This is a genomic window from Streptomyces sp. MS19 (assembly GCF_047200595.1).
Taxonomy (GTDB): domain Bacteria; phylum Actinomycetota; class Actinomycetes; order Streptomycetales; family Streptomycetaceae; genus Streptomyces.
This window is the reverse complement of the sequence record NZ_JBJZOH010000040.1, coordinates 1-18,962: the sequence shown is the minus strand read 5'-3', so window position 1 is coordinate 18,962 and position 18,962 is coordinate 1. Positions and strand designations below refer to the sequence as shown.

The window sequence follows — 18,962 nt, the reverse complement described above, 5'->3', positions numbered from 1 at the left end:
CCGCCATCTGCTTACACAGATTTGCACCACGTCACCCCAGAGAGGTGATCGCCTCGGTGATGAGGTGGCGCGCCGCACGCCCGTGGACCGCCATCCCGGCCAGCTCGCCGAAGGCCCTCGTGTAGAGCGCGATCTCGCTCGGCGCCGATACGTTCACCGCGGCGGACAGCAGTTCGGAGCTGACCCGTTTGTCGTCGAACACGTAGAACGCCTCCAGTGGCCAGAGCGTCCGAGGGGCGGAGAAGGGGATCACGCCGAGGCTCACGTTGGGCAGCGCCATCACAGCCAGCAGGTAGCCGAGCTGATTGGCCATCGTCTCGGCGTCTCCGATGCGGTACCGCAGCACGGTCTCCTCCAGCAGGAAGGCGAACGTGTGGCGTCCCTGGTGCAGTACCTGTGAGCGTTCGATGCGCGAGGCCGCCGCGTCCTTCGAGTCGTCGGGAGTGCCCTGGAACGCGGCGATCCTGGCCAGCAGCGCGGCCGCGTACTGCTGGGTCTGGAGGAGGCCCGGGATGACGTTGGAGACATAGACCCGCAGATGCCGGGTCCGCTCGTAGAGGGGCAGCACCTCTTCCTGCGCGCGGCGCATCCCGTGGCCGTGCAGTTTCCTCCACCGCACATACAGCTCGTCGGCGCGGCGGTTGACGGCGATCAGCTCTTCAGCCTGCCCTTCCGCTCCGCAGGCGGCGCACCATGCGCGGATGTCGCCATCGGACGGCGGCGTCTTGGCGTGCTCGATCCGGGAGGTCTTGGCGTCGCTCCAGCCGCAGCGCACGGACAGGTCCCGGCCGGTCAGCTCTGCGTCCAGCCGTAGGTCACGCAGGCGACCGGCCAGTACCTGTCGTGCTTCCTGAGCGGATGACGAAGGGGTGGAGGGCATTGGTGAGTGCGCAGTCAGACCTTGAACTCGTCGTGTGGGACAGCCCGGTCCCAGACGGCCTCGAACGCCGCACGCACCTGGCTGATCAGGGCTGGCTCGGTGCGCACCTCCCACCGGGGCCGGGACCAGTTGCCCGCACCGTCGAAGTGGTTGAACAGCACGGCGTCATGGTCGAAGACCCACAGGTCGTTTCCGGGCAGCAGCAGGTCGGATGCCCGTCGGCGTGGCAACCAGCGCACGTCCTCACCGGCCGAGACGTTCACCGGCGTGGCGGCGTGCTCATAGCGGATGTAGTCACTCACCGGCTCGGAGACGACGCGTGCGCGCCGCACAGCTACGCCACGGGACACGGTGTCGCCGATCAGGCGTACCCAGGGAGCCCAGTACTCCGACGCGGGGTCGGTGTCGCGTTCGCCGGTGCGCCTCCAGTGCTCGAAGTCGGCGGCCTCGTCACCCACGCCGTAGGTGTCGCGCATCTCCAGGTGCATCGCGTGATGCTGGGCCCGAGCCAGCAGGTCGAGGAAGCTCGGGCTGCTCGTTGACGTCTCGCTCCGCGACATCACACGCCTCTCTCAACAACGGCACCATGCGGGCGGGAATACGGACGACGGCCTCGTGTGCCGGGATTCCACGAGCATGACCCGGGGCCGGGTTCTCCGCGCACATGGCCTCCAGCTCTTCCGACGGCCGCCATCCCTGGACGACGATCTCGCCGTTCTCCGTGTCCACCCACACCGTGGGCGACCCCTGCTGTCCGGTCTTGGGGTCCACGCCGATGAACTGTAATTCCACGGTGGTCTCCCGGGCCTATGGGGGTTACGTCACCTTGCACGACGATGGCCCTCAGGACAGGCGAGCGTCAAGGGCGTCCGATGCCTGCGAGGCCATCGGCAAGGGGAGGCCGCTCGTCGTGCTGCCGTGCGTGAACAGTTCCTATGCGACGCATCCGCAGTTCGCGCGGTCCATCGGGACGTTGCGCGAAGCCGGGGTGCGCGTGCTGTACGGGCCGGGGCGGGGGCGGGCGGAGGAGTTTCCGTGGCCGCTCGCCCTTGATGCCGCCGGGGAGTTCACGGCAGGGGTCAGAAGACGAAGCCTATGAGGCCGTGGCGTGGGTTGGCGGACGCGTGGTGCAGCCAGGTGAGGCACTGGTCGGCGGCTTCCGCCGTCTCGGGGTCCAGCGAGGAAGGTGTCTTCCCCGCGGCCTCGTACTGCTCCAGTGCCTTCGCTATCTGCTCCGGCGTCCACTCGCCGCAGCCCGGTATCCAGGTGTACGGCAGCGGTGCGGGCAGGCCGCCGTAGCCGAAGGACGCCACGGACACGGCGGTGATGCCGAGGGCCTCCAGGCCGTCGTCCACGACGGACAGCCAGTCGCCCCGGTGCGGCGTGAAGCGGTCGTTGGGCAGGAACGAGCCGGTCAGTTCGCACAGCTGCATGTAGGCGTAGCCGTACTGGGAGGCGTGGGACTCGCCCTCGGAGAACGGGCCGCCGTGGACGACCGCGCGCAGTGCCTCGTACGCCGTGGGCGCGCCCTGCTCGATCTCCCAGCTGTGCGACCGGTCGGCGCGGGCGAGGTCGTCGCCGAAGCGCGTCCTGATCATGTCGAGCAACTGGTCGTCGCGGGACCCGACCAGGGCCCGCGTGGCGGCGGTGTCCAGCAGATAGGCACTCAGCGAGGAACTCATGAGGTGAGCCTAGAGGCGACCACTGACAACGCGGACGTGTCCCCCGACACGCGCCCATCAGGACGGGAACTGGCCTGATGGGTTCCTACCGTGGGGCACCTCAGGAAGACGGGAGAGCGGTGCGATGGAACTGGTGGTCACGACTCCGACCGGGCATGTCGGTTCGCGTGTGGTGCGGTTGTTGCTCCAGGCGGGGGTGCGGCCCCGCGTGCTGGTGCGCGACCCGGCGCGCCTCGACGCGGACACCCGGGCACGCGTGGACGCGCGGCGCGGTGATCTGACGGACGCGGCGTTCGTCCGTTCTGCGGTGGAGGGCGCTGACTGCGTCCTGTGGGTCGATCCGACGCCGCACACGGCCGACGGCGCGGTGGAGCTGTCGCGGCGCACGGTCGCCGGGCTCACGGACGCGCTGCGCGCGGGCGGGGCCGGGCGGGCGGTGCTGCTCAGCAGCGGCGGCGCGGAGAAGCGGCACGGCGCGGGCCACATCGACGGCCTCGCCCGCGTGGAGGAGGAACTGGACGCGACGGGCGCGGATGTCCTGCACCTGCGCTGCGGCTACTTCTTCACCAACCTGCTGATGAACGTGGAGGAGTTGGCGCAGGGCGTCCTCACCACGTCTGCCGACCCCGACGCGCCGATGCCCTGGGTGGACCCCCGGGACATCGGCGACATCGCGGCCGCCCGGATGCTGGCGGGCTCGTGGCGGGGGCGGGAGGTGCAGGGGGTCCACGGCCCCGAGGACCTGACGTGGCGACGCGTCGCCGAGGTGCTGACGGGCGCGCTGGGGCGGCCGGTCGGGTTGCGGGTCGTGCGCGACGACGACGTACGGGAGGCCCTGCGGGCGGCGGGGCTGTCGGCGGAGGCGGCGGAGAACATCGTCGGCATGACGGCCGGGCTGCGGGGCCACACCCTCGAACAGCCGCGCACCGCCGTCACGACGACCCCCACCGCCCTGGCCGGCTGGGCGTACACCCACCTTCGGCCCCTCGTCGCACGCTGAGCGCCCGGCGCGCGGGCCCGGGAGCGCGCTCGGCGCGTAAGGTGACGTGCGCGGGCTGATGCCGGATTGATCCATGTTTGCCCTCCGGGTGGACGGCACGGGGTACCCGGTGACGGGGCGCAGGGCCCCGAGTGGAGAGGGAAGGCCGACATGGACGAGCCGGAGCGCATGCTCGACGCACTGACCGGAATCCTCGGCGAGGAACACCTGGTCAGTTTCGGCGAGTTGCCTGACCTGGTGGCACGTTACGCCGGGCGGGCCGGGCTGGACGACTGCCGCCTGTACCTGGTGGACCTGCGCCAGCAGACCCTGCGGGAGGTGACCGGGCGGGGGCCGGACGGCGCGGAGGGCGGCGACACGTTCCCCGTGGAGGGCACGCTGCCGGGGCGCGTCTGGGCCAGCAACCACCCGCAGCGCGGCGCGGAGGGCGAACGCGAACGCTGGTGGGTGCCCGTGCTGGACGGCACCGAGCGCCTCGGCGTGCTGCGGGCCGACGTCCCGCCGGGCGCCGGGCCCGAGCGGGTCGGCGTGATGGCGTCGCTGGTGGGCCTGCTGGTGGTCAGCAAGCGGCCGAGCAGCGACGCCGCCGCCCGCCTGGTGCGCACGGAGACCATGAACGTGGCCGCCGAGATGCAGTGGAACCTCATGCCGCCGCGCTCGTTCGCCAACCGCGATGTGGTGATCGCCGCCGCGATGGAGCCGGCGTACGAGATCGGCGGGGACGCGTTCGACTACGCCGTCGCCGGGGACGAGGTCCACCTGGCCGTCTTCGACGCGATGGGGCACGACAGCCGGGCGGGGCTCGTCGCGAACCTGGCCGTCGCCGCCTTCCGCAACCAGCGCAGGCAGGGGGTGGGTCTGGTCGACACCGGCGAACGCGTCGAACGGGTGCTGCTCGACCACTTCGGCCACACCACGTACCTCACCGCCGTGCTCGCCCACCTCGACACGCGGTCCGGGGTGTTCAGCTGGATCAACCGCGGCCACCACCTCCCGGTGCTGATCCGCGGCGCCCGCTGGACCACGTCCCTGAGCTGCCCGCCCGCCCACCCCCTCGGCACCGAACTCGGCATGCCCGCCAGGCTGTGCCAGGAGCAGCTGGAGCCGGGCGACCGCGTCCTGCTCTACACGGACGGTGTGATCGAGGCGCGGGACGCGCGCGGCCGTGAGTTCGGCCTGAACCAGTTCACCGACTTCGTCATCCGCCACCACGCCGACGGCCTGCCCGTGCCGGAGACCCTGCGCCGCCTCATGCGGGCCGTGCTGGACCATCACAGCGGCAGGCTGGACGACGACGCGACCGTGCTGTGCCTGGAGTGGCACGGCCCGAGCCGCAACACGGAGATGAGCCCCACGGCCCCGCCCACCGGCACGCGCGAGGCGTGAGCGCGGACCCCGCGCACCGGCCGCCCAGGAGCCGGGGGATCAGTCGGCGTCGGCGCGGGGTGGGTCGTCCTGTGGGGGTTCGGGGGGCATGCGCCAGATCGGGCGGGGGAGGGGGCCCTCCAGGCCCGTGATGACGGTGATCTCGGGGTTCGGGTCGCGGACCGGCGCCGGTTCCGGGGGCCAGTAGCGGGACGGGTCAGGCACGGCCGCCGCCCCCGGGGCGCTGCCCTGGCGGCTCCCCGTCTAAGTCACGCCGAACGGTGCCCGAGGTGGTCTTGCACGCCATGGCGACGTCCTTCCTGCCGGCCTTCCCCGCGTGCGGTCCGCGACGTCGCCCCAGGCGTCCCTCGCGGACCAAGGTCGTTCACAGACGGTAGGTATCACGAGGTACCGCTGGCCATGACATTGCGGGAAGTTGCGCGCGGTCAGTCCCACGCGTCGTGCGCGTCCTGCGTGTCGAGGGCGTCGAGCGCGGCGGTGATGAGGCGGCGCGCCCGGTCGCCGTGGACCGCGAGGTTCAGCAGCCGCGCGTGCGCACGCACGTAGAGGTCCACCTCGCCGGGCGCCGTCACCGTCACCTGCGCCGCGAGGAGTTCGACGTGCACCCGGTGGTCGTCGAACATCGTGAACGCCTCCAGCGTCCACTGGTCGCGCGCCCGCGCCGCGAACGGCACGATCCCCACCGACACGGCGGGCAGCGCCATCACCGACAGCAGGTGCCCGAGCTGTCCCGCCATCACCGCCGGGTCGCCTATCTGGTAGCGGAGAACCGATTCCTCGATCAGCATCACGAACCGCGCCCGCCCCTGCCTGACGACCGCGGAACGCGCCATCCGCGCCTCCACGGCCGCGGCCACGTCGTCCGGGGTGCCCCGGAAGTCCGTTATCGCGTGCAGCAGCGCCCCGGCGTACTCGGGCGTCTGGAGGAGGCCGGGCACGACGTGCGAGGAGTACGTGCGGAACAGGCGCGTCCGTTCGTACAGCGGCACGCGGGACTCCTGGAGGCGGCGCAGCCCGCCGCGCTGGAGGCGCCGCCACTCGATGTACATCGAGTCCGCGTCGCGCGAGGCGCTGACGAGGTCGCCGGCCTCGTCCTCCGCGCCGCACGCGGCGCACCACGCGCGGATGTCGGCGTCCGACGGGGCTGCCTGGGCGCGTTCGAGGCGGGTGGTCTTGGCGGGGTGCCAGCCGCACCGGGCAGCCACCTCACGCCCGGTCAGCCCCGCGTCGAGGCGGAGTTCACGCAGGCGCTGGGCGACGGCCCGGCGCGCTGCCTGGGCGCTGGATGACGGCTCTGTCATGGGCGGCTGCTCGGCAACTGGTCAGATCCTGAACTCGGTGTGCAGTAATGCCCGTTCCCACACCGTTTCGAACGCGGTCGCGCACAGGTCGACAACAGCGGGGGAGTCCGTCACCTCGGGCCCCCCGCTCGCGCCGTCACCGGTGAAGTGGTTGAAACGGACGGCAGTCCCATCGAACAGCCAGAAGTCGTTCCCTGGCAAGGCGATGTCGGAGGCGCGGCGGCGCGGAAGCCACCGGACGTCCTCACCCGCCTCGATGTTGAGCTGTGTGCCCGCGTGTTCGAAGCGTATGTACGCGGACACCGGCACGGAGACGATACGCGCCCGCCGGAAGACGACGCCCCGGCCGGTGGCCGCGCGCACCGTGTCGAGCCATTCCCTGCGCCGCCCGCCGGGGTCGAGGCGGCTGACGTCCTCGCCCGCGCGCCAGGCGGCGAACTCCTCCGCCTCCGCCGCTATGGCGTAGGCGTCCCGCATCTCCAGGTGGACCGCCGATCTTCGGCAGTCAGCCAACTGCTCTGTGAAGCTCGGCTGCATCGGCTGCATCGGCTGCCATCCTCAGAATCGACGCCATGCGGGCGGGGATGCGGACAACGGCCTCGCTGTCCGGGATCCTGCCCGTCTCCAGGCACTCGTTCTCGGTCGCCACGTCGGCCTTCCAGCCCTGTACGACGATGTCGGCGGTCTCCTCGTCCACCCAGACCGTCGGGCATTCGTCCCCGTCCGTGCTGGGGTCGATGCCCATGAACCGTAGAGCCATTCTTCGATCTCCTGTCGAGTAGCTTGGGCGCTTTGGGGGGCTTTCACCCTGCGCGGACTCTCACCCTGAGCGGACATGCTGTCAAGTACGCATCACTGAGGGTCACATCGCGCCCGCGCGACCCCCCGGGCCGGGGTAGCCCAGGCGTGGGAAACTCGCGTGTCGGCGCGCGGCTGCGCTTGTCCCGGCGGGGAACCCGCACACGCTGGGAACCCGCATCGACGGAGCCGACGGGACGGAGACAGCCATGGCCACCACCGGGGCCGGCGTACGGGCGGGCGTGGAGCCCGCCGGACTGCGACTGCCGGGGATCGTGCTGGGGGTGGGGCTCGGCGGTTTCGTCGACGGCATCCTGCTGCACCAGCTGCTCCAGTGGCACCACATGCTCAGCAGCACGGACGCGGATCACATCGGCGTGAAGTACTACGACCCGGACACGGTCTCCGGTCTGGAGATGAACACCGTCTGGGACGGGATCTTCCACACGGTCTGCTGGCTCGCCGTGCTGCTCGGCCTGGCGATCCTGTACTCCCGCGTCACGCACGAACGGCGCCGGGTGTGGACCTCGCGCGTGCTGTGGGGGTGGGTCCTGGTGGGGTGGGGGCTGTTCAATCTGGTCGAGGGTGTCCTCGACCACCACGTCCTCGGTATCCACCACGTCTACGCCGGTGACGGTCAGGTCTGGTGGGACATCGGCTTCCTCGTCCTCGGCGCCCTGCTGGTGGCGGGCGGCTACCTGCTCCAGCGCGGCGGCCGGGTACGGGACCTCTGATGGATCACGACTCGCATCACCACCGCGCCCCCGGTGACATGGCGTACGGCGACCTGCTCGCCCCCGTGCTGACCGCTGCGGTCCTGCTGCTGTGCCTCGCCTGCTATCTCCGCCTCGCCCACCGGGCCAGGCGCCGCAATCCGGCCCTCGGCTGGAGTGGCCGGCGCGCGGCGAGCTTCACTGCGGGGCTCGCCCTGCTGGGCGCGGCGCTGCTGCCGCCGCTCGCGCCGTTCGCCCACGCCGACTTCCGCGGCCACATGCTCCAGCACCTGCTGATCGGCATGTACGCACCGCTGGCCCTGGTGCTCGGCGCCCCCGTCACCCTGCTGCTGCGCACCCTGCCCGCCCCGCGTGCCAGGAAGCTGACGGCCGCGCTGCACAGCCGCCCCGCCCGGGGGCTCGCGCACCCGGCGACGGCCTGGCTGCTGTCCACCGGCAGCCTCGTGCCGCTGTACTTCACGCCGCTGTACGACACCCTCGCGTCCCGGCCGCCGGGGCACTGGCTGCTGCACCTGCATTTCCTCGCCGCCGGATGCCTGTTCGCGTACGTCATCGCGGGGCCGGACCCCGCCCCGGCGCGGCCGGGTGTCCGTACGCGCCTGGTCTGGCTCGGCTGCGCCATCGCGCTGCACGCCGTGGTGTCCCAGCTGATGTACGGCGGCTACTGGACGCACATCCACGCGCCCATCCCGGAGGTGCGGGGCGGCGCCGAGCTCATGTACTACGGCGGTGACATCGCCGAACTCCTGTTGGCCGCCGCCCTCGTGGCCACCTGGCGTCCCGCGCGCCGTCCCCGGCCCGCCGCGCGCCCTTCGTTTTACAGTCTGTCCAAAGCTGGATAAAGTGTCTGACGGCCGGTGGGCGTCCCACGCCACCGGCGGGAGGAGCGTGTGCCATGGGAGTCCAGGAACCGTCCGGCGCGCCGGACACGGGGGCGGTCCGCCTCCTCGACCAGCGGTCCGGGCGGACGTACCCGCTCGACGCCCTGCGGTGGCGGGGTGACGACGGCGCGCCGCTGACCGTTCCGCCGCTGCCCGCGCCCGTGCCGGAGCGCATCGACACCGGTACGCGCTCCCTGTGGCGCTACCGCGCCGCCCTGCCGCTGCCTGCCGGGACGGCGCCGGTCAGCCTGGGGGAGGGCGTCACGCCGCTGGTGGAGCGGGAGTGGGCGGGGGTGCCCGTCCGGTTCAAGCTGGAGTGGTTCAATCCGACGGGCAGCTTCAAGGACCGGGGCGCCAGTGTGATGATCTCCGCCCTGGCCGCGCACGGGGTGACCGAGGTCGTGGAGGACAGCTCGGGCAACGGCGGCTCGGCCGTCGCCGCCTACTGCGCCGCCGCCGGGATCGCCGCCGAGATCCTGGTCCCCGAGGGCACCTCGGCGGCCAAGGTCCTCCAGACCAGGGCGTTCGGCGCGCGCATCACGACCGTGCCCGGCGCCAGGGACGCCACGGCGGCCGAGGCCCTGCGCCGCTCGGAACGCGTCCCGTACGCCGGGCACAACTGGCACCCCTACTTCCTCCAGGGCACCAAGACCCTCGCGTACGAGCTGTGGGAGGACCTCGGCTTCACCGCCCCCGACGCCGTCGTCACCCCGGCCGGGGCGGGCAGCATCGTCCTCGGCCTCGACCTCGGCTTCTCCGAACTCCTCGCCGCCGGGCTGATCCCCCGCCCGCCCCGGCTGCTCGTCGCCCAGCCCGCCGCCTGCGCGCCGCTCGACGCGGCCGTACGGGGCGTGCCCGTCCCGCCGTTCGGGCCGACGATCGCCGAGGGCACGGCCATCCGCGCGCCCGTGCGGCTGCCGGAGGTGGTCGCCGCCGTCCGCCGCTCCGGCGGCGCCACCGCCGCGATCCCCGAGGCGGACATCGCCGCCGCCCTGCGCGGCCTGGCGGCGGCCGGGCTCTACGCCGAGCCGACGAGCGCCACCGCCGCCGCGGCCGTGCGCGTCTTCGCGGAACGCGGCGACCTCCGCGCCGGGGAGACGACGGCCGTCGTCCTGACCGGCTCGGGGCTCAAGGCGGCGGGCACGATGGGCGCGCTGTTCACCGAGGACGCCGCCGCGTGACGGACACCGGCGGCGGCGCGGACACCGGCGGCGGCGCGGACACCGGCGCCGAGGACGCCCTGCTGCTGCGCGAGGCGGAGAAGATCGTCACGGCGCTCGGCCGCACGTTCCCCGGCCTGTGCGAGGTGGTGCTCCACGACCTGCGCGACCCCGAGCACGCCGTCCGCGCCATCGAGAACAACCTCTCGGGACGCGCCGTCGGCGACCCGGCCACCGAACTCGGCCTCGCCCGTATCGAGGACCCCGGCTACCCGGACGTCCTCCAGAACTACCCCAACCGCTTCCCGGACGGCCGCCCCGCCAAGAGCACCTCCATCGGCATCCGCAACAGCGCGGGCGTCTACATCGCCGCCATCTGCCTCAACCTGGACGTCTCGCTCTTCGCCACCGTCTCGCGGAGCCTGGCCCGCCTCGTCGCCACCGAGGACGCCGGGCTGCCCGTCGAGGAGACGCTGAGCAGCCGCACCGCCGGTGAACTGCGCGCACTGGTCGAGGAGTTCGCGGCGGCGCGCGGGACCACACCGCGCGGTCTCGACGCCGCGGCGCGGCAGGCGCTCGTCCGCTCCCTCAAGGAGCGCGGCTTCCTCCAGGTCAAGCACGCAGTCCCGACCCTGACCGACCTCCTGGGCGTCTCCCGGGCCACCGTCTACAACTACCTGCGCTGAGAAGGAGATCCACCTCCCATGACCGATCACCCGGCGGGCCTCAACCGCCCCGGGGGCCACTACCGGCACACCGTCACCGTCCCGGCCGGTGCCAGGACCGTGCACATCTCCGGCCAGCTGCCCGTCACCCCGGACGGACAGCCCCTCGCCGGCCGGCCGTTCGCCGAGCAGGCGGGCCGCGTGCTCGCCAACCTCGACGCCTGCCTCGCCGCGGCGGGCGCGAACCGCGAGCACCTCACCAAGGTCCGCGTCTACGTCACCGACATCGGCGACTGGCCCGCGTTCGACCGCGTCTACGCCGACTGGCTCGGCCCCTGCCCGCCCCCGGCCCGCGCGGTCGTCGGCGTCGCCTCGCTGCACCACGGCGTACGCGTCGAGATCGAGGCGGAGGCGGCGATCCCCTGATTCCCCGACGCGGCCGCCAGCAGCGCCTCGGCCGCCGCCGTCCGCGCGTACAGCACGCTGCGGCCCGCCCGGTGCGCGCTGACGAGCCCCGCGTCGCGCAGCGCCGTCAGGCACTGCGACACCCGGGCGGCGGACAGGCCCGTCCTGCGGGCGAGTCCGGTGGTGGACGCGGGGGAGTCGAGCCCGGTCAGCAGCGCCGTCCGCGTACGCCCCAGGACGCCCGCGAGGGCCGCCGCCCCGGTCACGGGCCGCGCCTCCCACAGCGTGCCCGTGCCCCGGGCGGGGTACGTCAGCTGCGGCGGCTCCGGCGGCGTCACGCGCGTGAACGGGCCAGGCCCCGTGAAGACCGACGGCACGAGCAGCAGCCCAGGGCCCGCCGTGCTCCGCGACAGCGCCGCGCGCCGGCTGGCCAGCCGCAGCACGCTGTTGTCCCACGTCACCGACGCGTGGAGGTCGCCCAGCAGGTGGCCCGCGCCGTGCTCGGTCACCTGCCGGGCGCGGTGCAGCACGTCGGCGTCGAGCACCGCCCGGATGCGCGCCCAGTACGGCGCGAGGGCCAGCTCCCAGTACGCCTCGATCTCGTCGGTGACGGACGGCAGGCAGGCGGCCGGGTCCGCGTGGAGGGCGCGCAACCGGGGTCCGAGGCGCCCCTGTTCGCCGGCCATCCGGTCGAGTTCCGCCCGGACGCGGGCCGCCGGGGTGGCGCGGATACGGGCCAGCTCCCCGGCCAGCGCGGGGTGCGGCCCGTCGGGGGCGGGGTTCAGGAAGTCCGGCACGTACCCCGCCGCCGGGACCAGCCCGGCCAGCCACCCCCGGTCGAGCCCGGCCGCCGCCAGCCGGGGCCGCACCTGCTCGGTCCACGGCCGGTGCACGGGGTGCGTGCGGCGCGACGCGAGGAGCCGCAGGCTCGGCCCGACCTCCCACATCGGCGACACGGCGAAGCGCACGCGCGCCAGGTCGTCCGCCGAGAACGCCAGCTCGGCCCGCGCGGCCATCCCGTCACCCCCACCCCGTCGCCCCGATGGATTCACCCATACCTTAACCAGTGGGCCCCGGGGCCGGCCGGGGCGGATGATCCCCGCCATGACCCAGCACACCCTCACCGCCGACGCCGCCGGGACCTGGCGGCTCGGCGACCGCACCGTCAACCGCCTCGGGTTCGGCGCCATGCGCCTGCCGCAGACGGGGCCCGCGCTCGTGCCCGACGCGGTGCCCCGCGACCGTTCCCAGGCCGTCGCCGTCCTGCGCCGCGCACGTGACCTCGGCGTCAACCACATCGACACCGCCGCGTTCTACTTCTCGCCGCTGCGCTCCGCGAACGAGCTGATCAACACCGCCCTCGCCCCCTACCCCGACGACCTGGTCATCACCACCAAGGTCGGCCCCGCGCGCGGCCCCGCGGGCGACTGGACCGCCCACGCGGGCCCCGCCGAGCTGCGCGGCCAGGTCGAGGAGAACCTGCGCCAGCTCGGCCGCGACCACCTCGACGTCGTCAACCTGCGTGTCAACGGCACCGGTTCGGTCGCCGAACGCTTCGGCGCGCTCGCCGACCTGCGGCAGGCGGGACTGATCCGGCACCTCGGCCTGTCGAACGTCCACCCCCACCAGCTCGCCGAGGCCCAGGCCGTCGCGCCCGTCGTCTGCGTGCAGAACCGGTACGGCATCGGCATACGGCCCGACCACGACGCCTTCGTGCGCGCCTGCGGCGAACAGGGCATCGCGTACGTGCCGTTCTACTCGATCGCGGCCACCGGCGGGCAGTACGGGCGCGGCGGCGCGGAGGACCCCGCCCTGGCCGCCGTCGCGCGGGCGCACGGCGTCGGCACGGCGGAGCTGCGCCTCGCGTGGACGCTGCACCGCGGCCCGAACGTCCTCGCCATCCCCGGCACCGGCGACCTCGCCCACCTGGCGGCCAACGTCGCGGCGGCGTCGCTGCGGCTCAGCGCGGAGGAGCTGGCGGCGCTGGAGGCCGTCCACCGGGCGGGGGAGTGACGGCGGCCCCCGCCAGCAGCCCGAGCGCGCCCGTCACCGCCTGCGCGAACGGCTCGGCCGAGCCCTCGGCGCGCGCGATGACGTAGCCGCCCTGGAGGACCGCGACGAGCGCGGCGGCCGTGGCCCGCACGTCGAGCGCCGGGTCCAGCTCACCGCGTGCGCGCCCCTCCTCCAGGACCCCGGCCAGCCGCCCGCGCAGCCAGCCGAGGGTCTCCTCGACGGGCGCGCGCAGCGACGCGTCCGCCATCACGTCCGGGTCCTGCGTCAGGCGCCCGATCGGGCAGCCGCGCAGGACGTCGCGCTCACGCCGCAGGTACGCCGTGACGCGCTCGACGGCCGTGCCGGGCGCGGCGAACTGCGCCTCGGCCGCCGCGCGCATCTCGGCCGCGGTCCGCTCGATCGCGGCGCGCGCGAGGTCGGGCTTGCCGGTGAAGTGGTGGTACATGCTGCCCTGCCCGGCCCCGGCGCGCTGCTGGATGGCCTTGGGGCTGGTGCCGGTGTAGCCGCGTTCCCAGAGGAGTTCGCGGGTGCTCTCGACGAGGCGGTCTGCGGTGCTCACCCGGCCATCGTACGTACGCGTCGGTACAGGCCGTCACGCGACCGACGACGCCTCCACCGCGTACGGCGCCGCCGCGCTCGCCCCCGCCGGGCACCCGCAGGCCCGTCGGCCGACCGGAGGCCCGCCGGTGGTGACGCCCACCAGGGCGCGTGCGACGAGGACCGTGCCGAAGCCGGGCGCGGCGGCGGTGCGGTGTGCGTGGTGGCGACCTCGGCTCCCGGCCGGGGGCATGCGCGCACCAGCTCCCCGGCGGGAATCCGGCGGCGACGGCCCGGCGCGTGCGGCAGACTGCCGGGATGGTCCTCCTCGACGGGCGCCCGGCCGCCGCCGGCGAACTGGCGGCGCTCGGGCTCACCAACTACGGGCACTACACGAGCATGTACGTGACGGACGGCCGGGTGCGCGGGCTCGCGCTCCACCTGGCGCGGCTCGTACGGGACTGCCGCGCGGTCTTCGGCGCGGACCTCGACCCGGAGCGCGTACGGGAGTTCGCGGGCGCGGCGGCGCGCGGCGCGGGCGGCGGCGCGTACGTGGTGCGCGTGACCGTCTACGACCCGGCGCTGGACCTCGGCAGCACGCACCGGCGGGCGGAGCCGCACGTCCTGGTGACGGCCAGGCCCGCCGGGGACGGCGCGGCGACGCCGCTGCGGGTGCGGACGGCGCGGTTCCAGCGGGACGTGCCCGAGGTGAAGCACACCGGTCTTTTCGGGCCGCTGCACGAGCGGCGGGCCGCGCGCCTCGCGGGCTGGGACGACGCGCTGTTCGTGGACGGCGCGGGGAACGTCTCGGAGGGCACGACGTGGAACGCCGGGTTCTTCGACGGGCGCGGCGTCGTCTGGCCGCGCGCCGGGGTCCTGCCCGGCGTGACGATGACGCTGCTCCAGCGCGCGTACCCGCACACCGTCAGGCCGGTCCCGGCGGAACTGGACGGGATGGAGGCGGCGTTCGCGACGAACAGCTCCTTCGGCGTGCGGCCGGTCGGCGGCGTGGACGGCCGGGACTTCCCGGCGGACCACCCGGTCCTCGACGCGCTGCGCGCCGCGTACCTGGCGATCCCGCCCGAGCCGCTGGCCTGACTCACATCCGGGCCCTCAGCACGTCCACCTCGCAGCCGGGCGCGAACGGGTCGAAGCCGTGCGCGGCCAGCCAGCGGACGTTCAGCAGGCTCCGCAGCGACCACCACCCGCGGACCACACCGGGCTCGACGCCGGGACCGTAGCCGACGGCGACGTCGGCGAGGCGTTCCTCGTGCCCGAGCGTGAGGGTGGCGAGGTCGAACTGGGCGTCCCCCGGGCCCGCTTCCGACCAGTCGATGATCCCGGTGACGGCGTCGCCCTCGGTGAAGACGTGGGTGAGCTGGAGGTCGCCGTGCGTGAACACCGGTGTGTGCGGGCGGAACACGGCCTCGGCGATCCGGCGGTTGCGGGCGACCAGGTCGGCGGGCAGCACGCCGTCCGACACCAACGCCGCGCACTCCGCGTCCAGTTGGGCGGCCAGCGCGCCGGGATCGCGGCCGCCCCACCCACCCCGCCCCGGCCATGGCGGCAACGGCGCGTCGTGCAGCCGCCGTACGGCCGCGCCCGCCGCCGCCCACGCCGCCGGGGACGCGGGCGACGGCTCACCGAGGCGGCCCAGCGCCGTCCCCGGCACGGCGGCGATCGCGAGGACGGGCGGCTCGCGCCACAGGACCTCGGGAGTCGGGACGGGCGCGAGGGCCATCGCCTCGACCTCGGTGGCGGTGCGCGCCTGGTCGGCGTCCACCTTCAGGAACACGTCGCCGACGCGCAGGGTGGCGCGCTCCGAGTGGGCGACGACGACTTCGACCTCATCCATGGGCGGCCAGTATTCCCGCGACGGCCGCCCCCGTCGCCGGAATATCGTCCGGGCCGTCAGCCGTCAGCCGTCAGCCGTCAGCCGCCCGCCCGCTCCAGCGCGCGGACGACGCGCGCCAGGTCGTCCGGCGCGGCGGCGAGGCGTACGGGCCGCCCGGCGTCGTCGAGTTCGGCGACGTGCCAGCCACTCGGCACGGGGTCCCCGCCCCGGGCGCGCCGCACCGCCGTCACCGTCAGCCGCTCGACGGGTATGCGTTTCGCCGCGAACATGCCGGGCCCATGGTGCGGCGTCACGGCGGGGCCGCCGTCGCCCAGGAAGACATGGGTGCCGAAGTGGTGCGGGTTGTAGTCGGTGTGCTCCAGGAAGCGGGCGGCCAGGAAGACCGGCCCGCCCTCCGGCGCGTCAGCCGCCACCGCCCCCGGCGTCCTGACGCGCGACGCGCGCCAGGCCCAGGCGGACAGCGCCGCCGTCACCGCCACGCCCCCCGCCGCCCAGGCGGCCGTCTCCGGCGAGCCGAACGCGTCGAGCGGGTGCAGGTAGCCGAGCGGCAGCAGCCACACCGCCGTGCCGCCGAGCGCGATCCACAGCGGGTACGGCGACGGGATCAAGTCGTCGGCCGGCAGCCCGCGCGCCCTGCGCCGCTGCACCAGCACACCGCCGGGCAGGCCCGCCCCCAGGGCGAGCACGATCGCGACGGCCGCGACGTCCCCGCCGCCCGGCGTGTGGTCGCGCCACACATAACCCTCCCGGGCGATCTCCTTCACCTGGCCGCGCCAGACGGTCAGTTCGACGCGCTGCCCGGCCGAGAACCGCCCGGCGGCCTCGTGCGACACGGTGACGCGCCCCCACGTGTCCCCGAGGTGCAGCGCGCCGCCGCTGCGCGGCGACCCCTCGTCCACCTCCTCGACCACGGCGTCCACCACCGACACGCAGTCGCCGTACTCCCCGGCGGCGCACGGGACGGCCGCCCGCCACGCCTCCCGCCCCGCCTCGGCGTCCGGCACGAACCACGCCGCCGTCACGGCCGCCGCCAGCAGCAGCGCGCACGTACCCGCGGCCAGGGCCGAGCCGCGCCCGGCCGTGGCGTAGGAGATGACCGGCACGTGGTCCGCCGCCTCCGGCGCACCGTGGCGGCGGTGGAGCGCCCGGAGCGCGTCCACCGTGGCCAGGAAGCCGGCGCGGTCCCTGCCGCCGCCGTCGTGCGGCAGCGGCAGCCGCAGCCGTCGCCCGCCGCGCAGCATGACGACGGTGCTGCGGTACGTCTCGCCGTGCCGTCCCCGGTGCACGTAGACGCCGAGGTCGGCGACGTCGGACCACGGGACGCGGCGGCGGCGCAGCGGCGTGCGGACGCGCAGGCCCGCCGCGTCCGCGTCGACGCGCGCCACGGCGGCGTACGCGCACATGAAGGCGGCCACCAGGCCGACCGCACTCGCGAACGCCCACGCCAGGCCGGAGTCGCTGCCGACGCCGCTGCGCACCGCGCCCACCGCCGCCAGAACGGCCACGGCGGCGCCGACCGCCGCACCGCTCCACAGGGCGGGGGCACGCTGGGAGCGGCAGATCACCTGCCGGGTCATGTCCATGAGACCCATTCTCGTCCCTGCCACCACGGGCGTTCTTGTGGTGTTTCCGGCAGGGAACGGCGCGGCTCGCTGCCTGGCGCGCCCGGTGCGTGCTACCCGCCCAGGCGGACCGCGTAGCCCTCGGACGACCCCTGGAACGTGACGGTGGCCGGGAGCGGCGGGAAGCCGAAGTGCTCGGCCGCCCAGCCCGTGATGGCGAGGGCGGCGGCCTCCGGCTGGTAGTCGGTGAGGGGGTAGTCGAGGCGCTCGACCGTCACCGTCACGGTCACGTCCTGTTCCCCGACGGTTTCCCGGATGCGGGGCGCTGCGTACCGCAGGCCGTGCGCAAGCTGCTCCCTGTCCTCGGCCGTGGCGTCGGGGTCGCGGACATCGAGGCGTACGCCGGGCGCGACCGCCTCGCCCGCGTCCCCGCCGTCCGCCGCCGCTGCTGCTTCCGAACTGGTGGCGGTCAGATCGACGCGCAGGCCCCAGGGACCCGAGATGTGCCGGAATCGGTAGGGGGTGGTCATGCGGGTCCTCCGTGCGTTTCCCTCGGGCCGGACCTCAGTTCAAGACCCCGCCCGACCACCCGCGCAGCCCCGTGGGCCCGACGGCCCGTCACCGGCAAGGCCGAAGCCTGCACCTGCCGACACTGCAACGGACTGCCCATCGGAGAAATGCCCGCTCGGCTTCCCTCTCCGCCCGCTCCGCCCGCTCCGCCTCGACCGGACCAGGCCCTGCCCTCACCACAGGGAGCACCCCCGCGGCTCCCGAGCCGGCGCGGGACAGGATCGGACATCACTGACAGACACCCGAGGCGCCCGTCAGGGAGAGATGCCCCGCAGTTCATAAGAACTGCGGGGCTCAGTGTCGGTTGGCCGGTAAGGCGCGTAGGTCAGTTCGGCAGCTTCGCGTGCGCCGCCGCGCGCACGAAGCGGCCCCACGCGGGCCCGTCGAAGCTCAGGGGCATCCGGTCCGTGTCCTTGCTGTCGCGGACCCTGACCTCACCCGTCGCGGCGGCAAGCGCCGGGGCCCACTCGATGCACTGGCCGCCGTGTCCGTCGCTGTATGTGCTCTTGACCCACTCATCGGAACGGGGGCCGTGCGTGTTGCTCATCGGTCGTACTCCTCCGCGACTTCTAGGACCAGCGATCGGGACTCGTCGGAGTCACGTGCGGACATTCGCAGCCGCTCAAACGTCGAGCGCGCCTGGCTCACCGCGTGCGCAGCGTCCGTTACGTGCCCCTGCCCTATGGCTTCGGTGTACAGGACTGTTGCCCCGTCGTCTGGTGTAAGCAGCGTAAAGGGTGAACCGGACGCGGGGGCACCCGTGTGGGACCGGAGAACTTGAAGCGTGACGCGTGGCTTTCCTGCGTCGGTGGCAAGTTGCCGGAGCTGGTCAGCCATAACGGCCCGGCTGCCGACCACGGTGCGCAAGGTTGCTTCGTGCAGGATCACCCAGAGCAAGGGCGGCGCCTCCCGCTCCAAGATCTCACGGCGGGCGAGCCGAGCTTCGACCCTGGTCCTGATCTGGTCATCGGTCTCGTACGGGAAGGTTGCCCGGAACGTGGCTTCTGCGTACGCCCTCGTCTGAAGCATGCCCATGAGCAGAGCGTTGGAATAGTCCTCAACGCAAGCCGCCTCAGCCTCAAGGCGGATGTAGGGCACGAACCAGGCAGGGTGGCCGGCCTGACTCACTCTTTTCAACAACCGTACGAAGTAGCCAGAGGTGTTGAAAAATGTGTCACACCCTTGCGCGAAGTGAACGCTTGCACGTGCCTGCCCGGATTTCACCTTGCTCACGTAGGGAGGGCCGTATCCCACGGCGTCGGCAAGCGCCTGTTGCGTCACTCCCGCGTGCCTGATCGCCGCCTCTACTTCCTGGCCGAACCACTCCAGTCCGGTACCGGGTTCCGACTGTTGCTCGGTCATTTGTTCAACGGCCCGCCTTTCTAAGTGCGTTGGCAACCTCTAACTACTGGTCAGCGTACGCGCCACAGGGCAAACCTGTTGCTACATCGCCCGAAGCGAGAGGGGCAGCCAATGGGCCAGATCGACTGCACGACCACCGGTAGGCCGGTTCACCACCTGCCTGCCCGACCT

The 18,962-nt window shown here is 73.6% G+C and carries 24 protein-coding genes and 1 pseudogene; 9 read left to right on the top strand and 16 right to left on the bottom strand.

The genetic code is table 11. The features are described 5' to 3' along the window. Positions 1–31: 31 nt before the first annotated feature. From ACL02R_RS25770 to ACL02R_RS25755, 4 genes and pseudogenes are all read right to left on the bottom strand, one after another. Positions 32–880, bottom strand: a complete 849-nt coding sequence (locus tag ACL02R_RS25770; protein ID WP_362968823.1) for a helix-turn-helix domain-containing protein — start codon at positions 878–880, stop codon at positions 32–34. A gap of 14 nt (positions 881–894) precedes the next feature. Then, positions 895–1,440, bottom strand: coding sequence for a DUF6879 family protein (locus ACL02R_RS25765; protein WP_412799360.1), 546 nt, complete (start codon positions 1,438–1,440; stop codon positions 895–897). Beyond that, positions 1,427–1,672: pseudogene (locus tag ACL02R_RS25760) on the bottom strand (hypothetical protein); the annotation flags it as partial. The pseudogene ACL02R_RS25760 and the gene ACL02R_RS25765, both read right to left, overlap by 14 nt. A gap of 287 nt (positions 1,673–1,959) precedes the next feature. Beyond that, on the bottom strand, positions 1,960–2,562 hold the full coding sequence (locus ACL02R_RS25755) for a hypothetical protein (RefSeq protein WP_412799359.1): 603 nt from the start codon (positions 2,560–2,562) through the stop codon (positions 1,960–1,962). Positions 2,563–2,686: 124 nt separating this feature from the next. Here ACL02R_RS25755 and ACL02R_RS25750 point away from each other — a divergent pair, with 124 nt between their 5' ends. After that, positions 2,687–3,562: an NAD(P)H-binding protein gene (locus tag ACL02R_RS25750; RefSeq protein ID WP_412799358.1), complete on the top strand. Its 876-nt coding sequence runs from the start codon at positions 2,687–2,689 to the stop codon at positions 3,560–3,562. Between the two features lie 150 nt (positions 3,563–3,712). Further along, entirely contained in the window at positions 3,713–4,948 is a 1,236-nt protein-coding gene (locus tag ACL02R_RS25745) for a PP2C family protein-serine/threonine phosphatase (protein WP_412799357.1), read from the top strand. Positions 4,949–4,987: 39 nt separating this feature from the next. On the opposite strand, the gene ACL02R_RS25740 is transcribed toward ACL02R_RS25745, so the two are convergent. From ACL02R_RS25740 to ACL02R_RS25725, 4 genes are all read right to left on the bottom strand, one after another. Next, positions 4,988–5,152, bottom strand: coding sequence for a hypothetical protein (locus ACL02R_RS25740; RefSeq protein ID WP_412799356.1), 165 nt, complete (start codon positions 5,150–5,152; stop codon positions 4,988–4,990). Positions 5,153–5,373: 221 nt separating this feature from the next. After that, positions 5,374–6,249 carry a helix-turn-helix domain-containing protein gene (locus tag ACL02R_RS25735; protein ID WP_412799355.1) on the bottom strand — a complete coding sequence of 292 codons (876 nt, stop codon included), beginning with the start codon at positions 6,247–6,249 and terminating at the stop codon, positions 5,374–5,376. Between the two features lie 21 nt (positions 6,250–6,270). Next, a complete protein-coding gene (locus ACL02R_RS25730; RefSeq protein WP_412799354.1) occupies positions 6,271–6,795 on the bottom strand; it encodes a DUF6879 family protein in 525 nt (174 codons plus the stop codon). Continuing rightward, positions 6,755–7,009: a hypothetical protein gene (locus ACL02R_RS25725; RefSeq protein WP_412799353.1), complete on the bottom strand. Its 255-nt coding sequence runs from the start codon at positions 7,007–7,009 to the stop codon at positions 6,755–6,757. The genes ACL02R_RS25730 and ACL02R_RS25725 overlap by 41 nt, the downstream gene beginning before the upstream one ends. Before the next feature lie 247 nt (positions 7,010–7,256). Here ACL02R_RS25725 and ACL02R_RS25720 point away from each other — a divergent pair, with 247 nt between their 5' ends. From ACL02R_RS25720 to ACL02R_RS25700, 5 genes are read left to right on the top strand one after another with little or no spacing between them, the layout of a single operon-like run. Beyond that, positions 7,257–7,781: a DUF2243 domain-containing protein gene (locus ACL02R_RS25720; RefSeq protein ID WP_412799352.1), complete on the top strand. Its 525-nt coding sequence runs from the start codon at positions 7,257–7,259 to the stop codon at positions 7,779–7,781. Further along, positions 7,781–8,623: a cytochrome c oxidase assembly protein gene (locus tag ACL02R_RS25715; protein ID WP_412799351.1), complete on the top strand. Its 843-nt coding sequence runs from the start codon at positions 7,781–7,783 to the stop codon at positions 8,621–8,623. The genes ACL02R_RS25720 and ACL02R_RS25715 overlap by 1 nt, the downstream gene beginning before the upstream one ends. A gap of 53 nt (positions 8,624–8,676) precedes the next feature. Then, positions 8,677–9,843 (top strand): threonine synthase, encoded by a 1,167-nt coding sequence (locus ACL02R_RS25710; RefSeq protein ID WP_412799350.1) that lies wholly within the window; start codon positions 8,677–8,679, stop codon positions 9,841–9,843. Beyond that, positions 9,840–10,508, top strand: coding sequence for a transcriptional regulator (locus ACL02R_RS25705; protein WP_412799349.1), 669 nt, complete (start codon positions 9,840–9,842; stop codon positions 10,506–10,508). Before ACL02R_RS25710 ends, ACL02R_RS25705 begins: the two co-directional genes overlap by 4 nt. A gap of 18 nt (positions 10,509–10,526) precedes the next feature. Next, positions 10,527–10,913, top strand: coding sequence for a RidA family protein (locus tag ACL02R_RS25700; RefSeq protein WP_412799348.1), 387 nt, complete (start codon positions 10,527–10,529; stop codon positions 10,911–10,913). On the opposite strand, the gene ACL02R_RS25695 is transcribed toward ACL02R_RS25700, so the two are convergent. Further along, positions 10,802–11,908: a DUF5937 family protein gene (locus ACL02R_RS25695; RefSeq protein WP_412799347.1), complete on the bottom strand. Its 1,107-nt coding sequence runs from the start codon at positions 11,906–11,908 to the stop codon at positions 10,802–10,804. The genes ACL02R_RS25700 and ACL02R_RS25695 overlap by 112 nt on opposite strands. Before the next feature lie 88 nt (positions 11,909–11,996). Here ACL02R_RS25695 and ACL02R_RS25690 point away from each other — a divergent pair, with 88 nt between their 5' ends. Beyond that, positions 11,997–12,905 carry an oxidoreductase gene (locus ACL02R_RS25690; RefSeq protein WP_412799346.1) on the top strand — a complete coding sequence of 303 codons (909 nt, stop codon included), beginning with the start codon at positions 11,997–11,999 and terminating at the stop codon, positions 12,903–12,905. Here ACL02R_RS25690 and ACL02R_RS25685 read toward each other — a convergent pair. Beyond that, positions 12,853–13,464, bottom strand: a complete 612-nt coding sequence (locus tag ACL02R_RS25685) for a TetR/AcrR family transcriptional regulator (RefSeq protein WP_412799345.1) — start codon at positions 13,462–13,464, stop codon at positions 12,853–12,855. The two genes, ACL02R_RS25690 and ACL02R_RS25685, sit on opposite strands and share 53 nt — an antisense overlap. 33 nt (positions 13,465–13,497) lie before the next feature. Further along, positions 13,498–13,695, bottom strand: coding sequence for a hypothetical protein (locus tag ACL02R_RS25680; protein WP_412799344.1), 198 nt, complete (start codon positions 13,693–13,695; stop codon positions 13,498–13,500). A gap of 65 nt (positions 13,696–13,760) precedes the next feature. Here ACL02R_RS25680 and ACL02R_RS25675 point away from each other — a divergent pair, with 65 nt between their 5' ends. Continuing rightward, entirely contained in the window at positions 13,761–14,540 is a 780-nt protein-coding gene (locus tag ACL02R_RS25675) for an aminotransferase class IV (RefSeq protein WP_412799343.1), read from the top strand. Between the two features lies 1 nt (position 14,541). Here the strand turns inward: ACL02R_RS25675 and ACL02R_RS25670 are convergent, their stop codons facing one another. From ACL02R_RS25670 to ACL02R_RS25650, 5 genes are all read right to left on the bottom strand, one after another. Further along, complete coding sequence (locus ACL02R_RS25670; protein ID WP_412799342.1) at positions 14,542–15,297, bottom strand: phosphotransferase family protein; 756 nt, start codon at positions 15,295–15,297, stop codon at positions 14,542–14,544. A 77-nt stretch (positions 15,298–15,374) separates the two neighbouring features. Further along, complete coding sequence (locus ACL02R_RS25665) at positions 15,375–16,880, bottom strand: PH domain-containing protein (RefSeq protein WP_412799341.1); 1,506 nt, start codon at positions 16,878–16,880, stop codon at positions 15,375–15,377. 92 nt (positions 16,881–16,972) lie between these two features. Further along, entirely contained in the window at positions 16,973–17,389 is a 417-nt protein-coding gene (locus ACL02R_RS25660) for a hypothetical protein (protein ID WP_412799340.1), read from the bottom strand. 365 nt (positions 17,390–17,754) lie between these two features. Continuing rightward, positions 17,755–17,976, bottom strand: coding sequence for a DUF397 domain-containing protein (locus ACL02R_RS25655; protein ID WP_412799339.1), 222 nt, complete (start codon positions 17,974–17,976; stop codon positions 17,755–17,757). Further along, on the bottom strand, positions 17,973–18,791 hold the full coding sequence (locus ACL02R_RS25650) for a helix-turn-helix domain-containing protein (protein ID WP_412799338.1): 819 nt from the start codon (positions 18,789–18,791) through the stop codon (positions 17,973–17,975). The genes ACL02R_RS25655 and ACL02R_RS25650 overlap by 4 nt, the downstream gene beginning before the upstream one ends. Between the last annotated feature and the right edge of the window lie 171 nt (positions 18,792–18,962).

Bases quoted from the DNA above. Each gene is read 5' to 3' on its own strand.
- ACL02R_RS25670 (WP_412799342.1), bottom strand. From the start codon at position 15,297: ATGGATGAGGTCGAAGTCGTCGTCGCCCACTCGGAGCGCGCCACCCTG.
- ACL02R_RS25675 (WP_412799343.1), top strand. From the start codon at position 13,761: ATGGTCCTCCTCGACGGGCGCCCGGCCGCCGCCGGCGAACTGGCGGCG.
- ACL02R_RS25665 (WP_412799341.1), bottom strand. From the start codon at position 16,880: ATGGACATGACCCGGCAGGTGATCTGCCGCTCCCAGCGTGCCCCCGCC.
- ACL02R_RS25655 (WP_412799339.1), bottom strand. From the start codon at position 17,976: ATGAGCAACACGCACGGCCCCCGTTCCGATGAGTGGGTCAAGAGCACA.
- ACL02R_RS25770 (WP_362968823.1), bottom strand. From the start codon at position 880: ATGCCCTCCACCCCTTCGTCATCCGCTCAGGAAGCACGACAGGTACTG.
- ACL02R_RS25680 (WP_412799344.1), bottom strand. From the start codon at position 13,695: ATGCCCCCGGCCGGGAGCCGAGGTCGCCACCACGCACACCGCACCGCC.
- ACL02R_RS25725 (WP_412799353.1), bottom strand. From the start codon at position 7,009: ATGGCTCTACGGTTCATGGGCATCGACCCCAGCACGGACGGGGACGAA.
- ACL02R_RS25695 (WP_412799347.1), bottom strand. From the start codon at position 11,908: ATGGCCGCGCGGGCCGAGCTGGCGTTCTCGGCGGACGACCTGGCGCGC.
- ACL02R_RS25720 (WP_412799352.1), top strand. From the start codon at position 7,257: ATGGCCACCACCGGGGCCGGCGTACGGGCGGGCGTGGAGCCCGCCGGA.
- ACL02R_RS25715 (WP_412799351.1), top strand. From the start codon at position 7,781: ATGGATCACGACTCGCATCACCACCGCGCCCCCGGTGACATGGCGTAC.
- ACL02R_RS25745 (WP_412799357.1), top strand. From the start codon at position 3,713: ATGGACGAGCCGGAGCGCATGCTCGACGCACTGACCGGAATCCTCGGC.
- ACL02R_RS25710 (WP_412799350.1), top strand. From the start codon at position 8,677: ATGGGAGTCCAGGAACCGTCCGGCGCGCCGGACACGGGGGCGGTCCGC.
- ACL02R_RS25735 (WP_412799355.1), bottom strand. From the start codon at position 6,249: ATGACAGAGCCGTCATCCAGCGCCCAGGCAGCGCGCCGGGCCGTCGCC.
- ACL02R_RS25660 (WP_412799340.1), bottom strand. From the start codon at position 17,389: ATGACCACCCCCTACCGATTCCGGCACATCTCGGGTCCCTGGGGCCTG.
- ACL02R_RS25650 (WP_412799338.1), bottom strand. From the start codon at position 18,791: ATGACCGAGCAACAGTCGGAACCCGGTACCGGACTGGAGTGGTTCGGC.
- ACL02R_RS25755 (WP_412799359.1), bottom strand. From the start codon at position 2,562: ATGAGTTCCTCGCTGAGTGCCTATCTGCTGGACACCGCCGCCACGCGG.
- ACL02R_RS25700 (WP_412799348.1), top strand. From the start codon at position 10,527: ATGACCGATCACCCGGCGGGCCTCAACCGCCCCGGGGGCCACTACCGG.
- ACL02R_RS25750 (WP_412799358.1), top strand. From the start codon at position 2,687: ATGGAACTGGTGGTCACGACTCCGACCGGGCATGTCGGTTCGCGTGTG.
- ACL02R_RS25730 (WP_412799354.1), bottom strand. From the start codon at position 6,795: ATGCAGCCGATGCAGCCGAGCTTCACAGAGCAGTTGGCTGACTGCCGA.
- ACL02R_RS25765 (WP_412799360.1), bottom strand. From the start codon at position 1,440: ATGTCGCGGAGCGAGACGTCAACGAGCAGCCCGAGCTTCCTCGACCTG.
- ACL02R_RS25690 (WP_412799346.1), top strand. From the start codon at position 11,997: ATGACCCAGCACACCCTCACCGCCGACGCCGCCGGGACCTGGCGGCTC.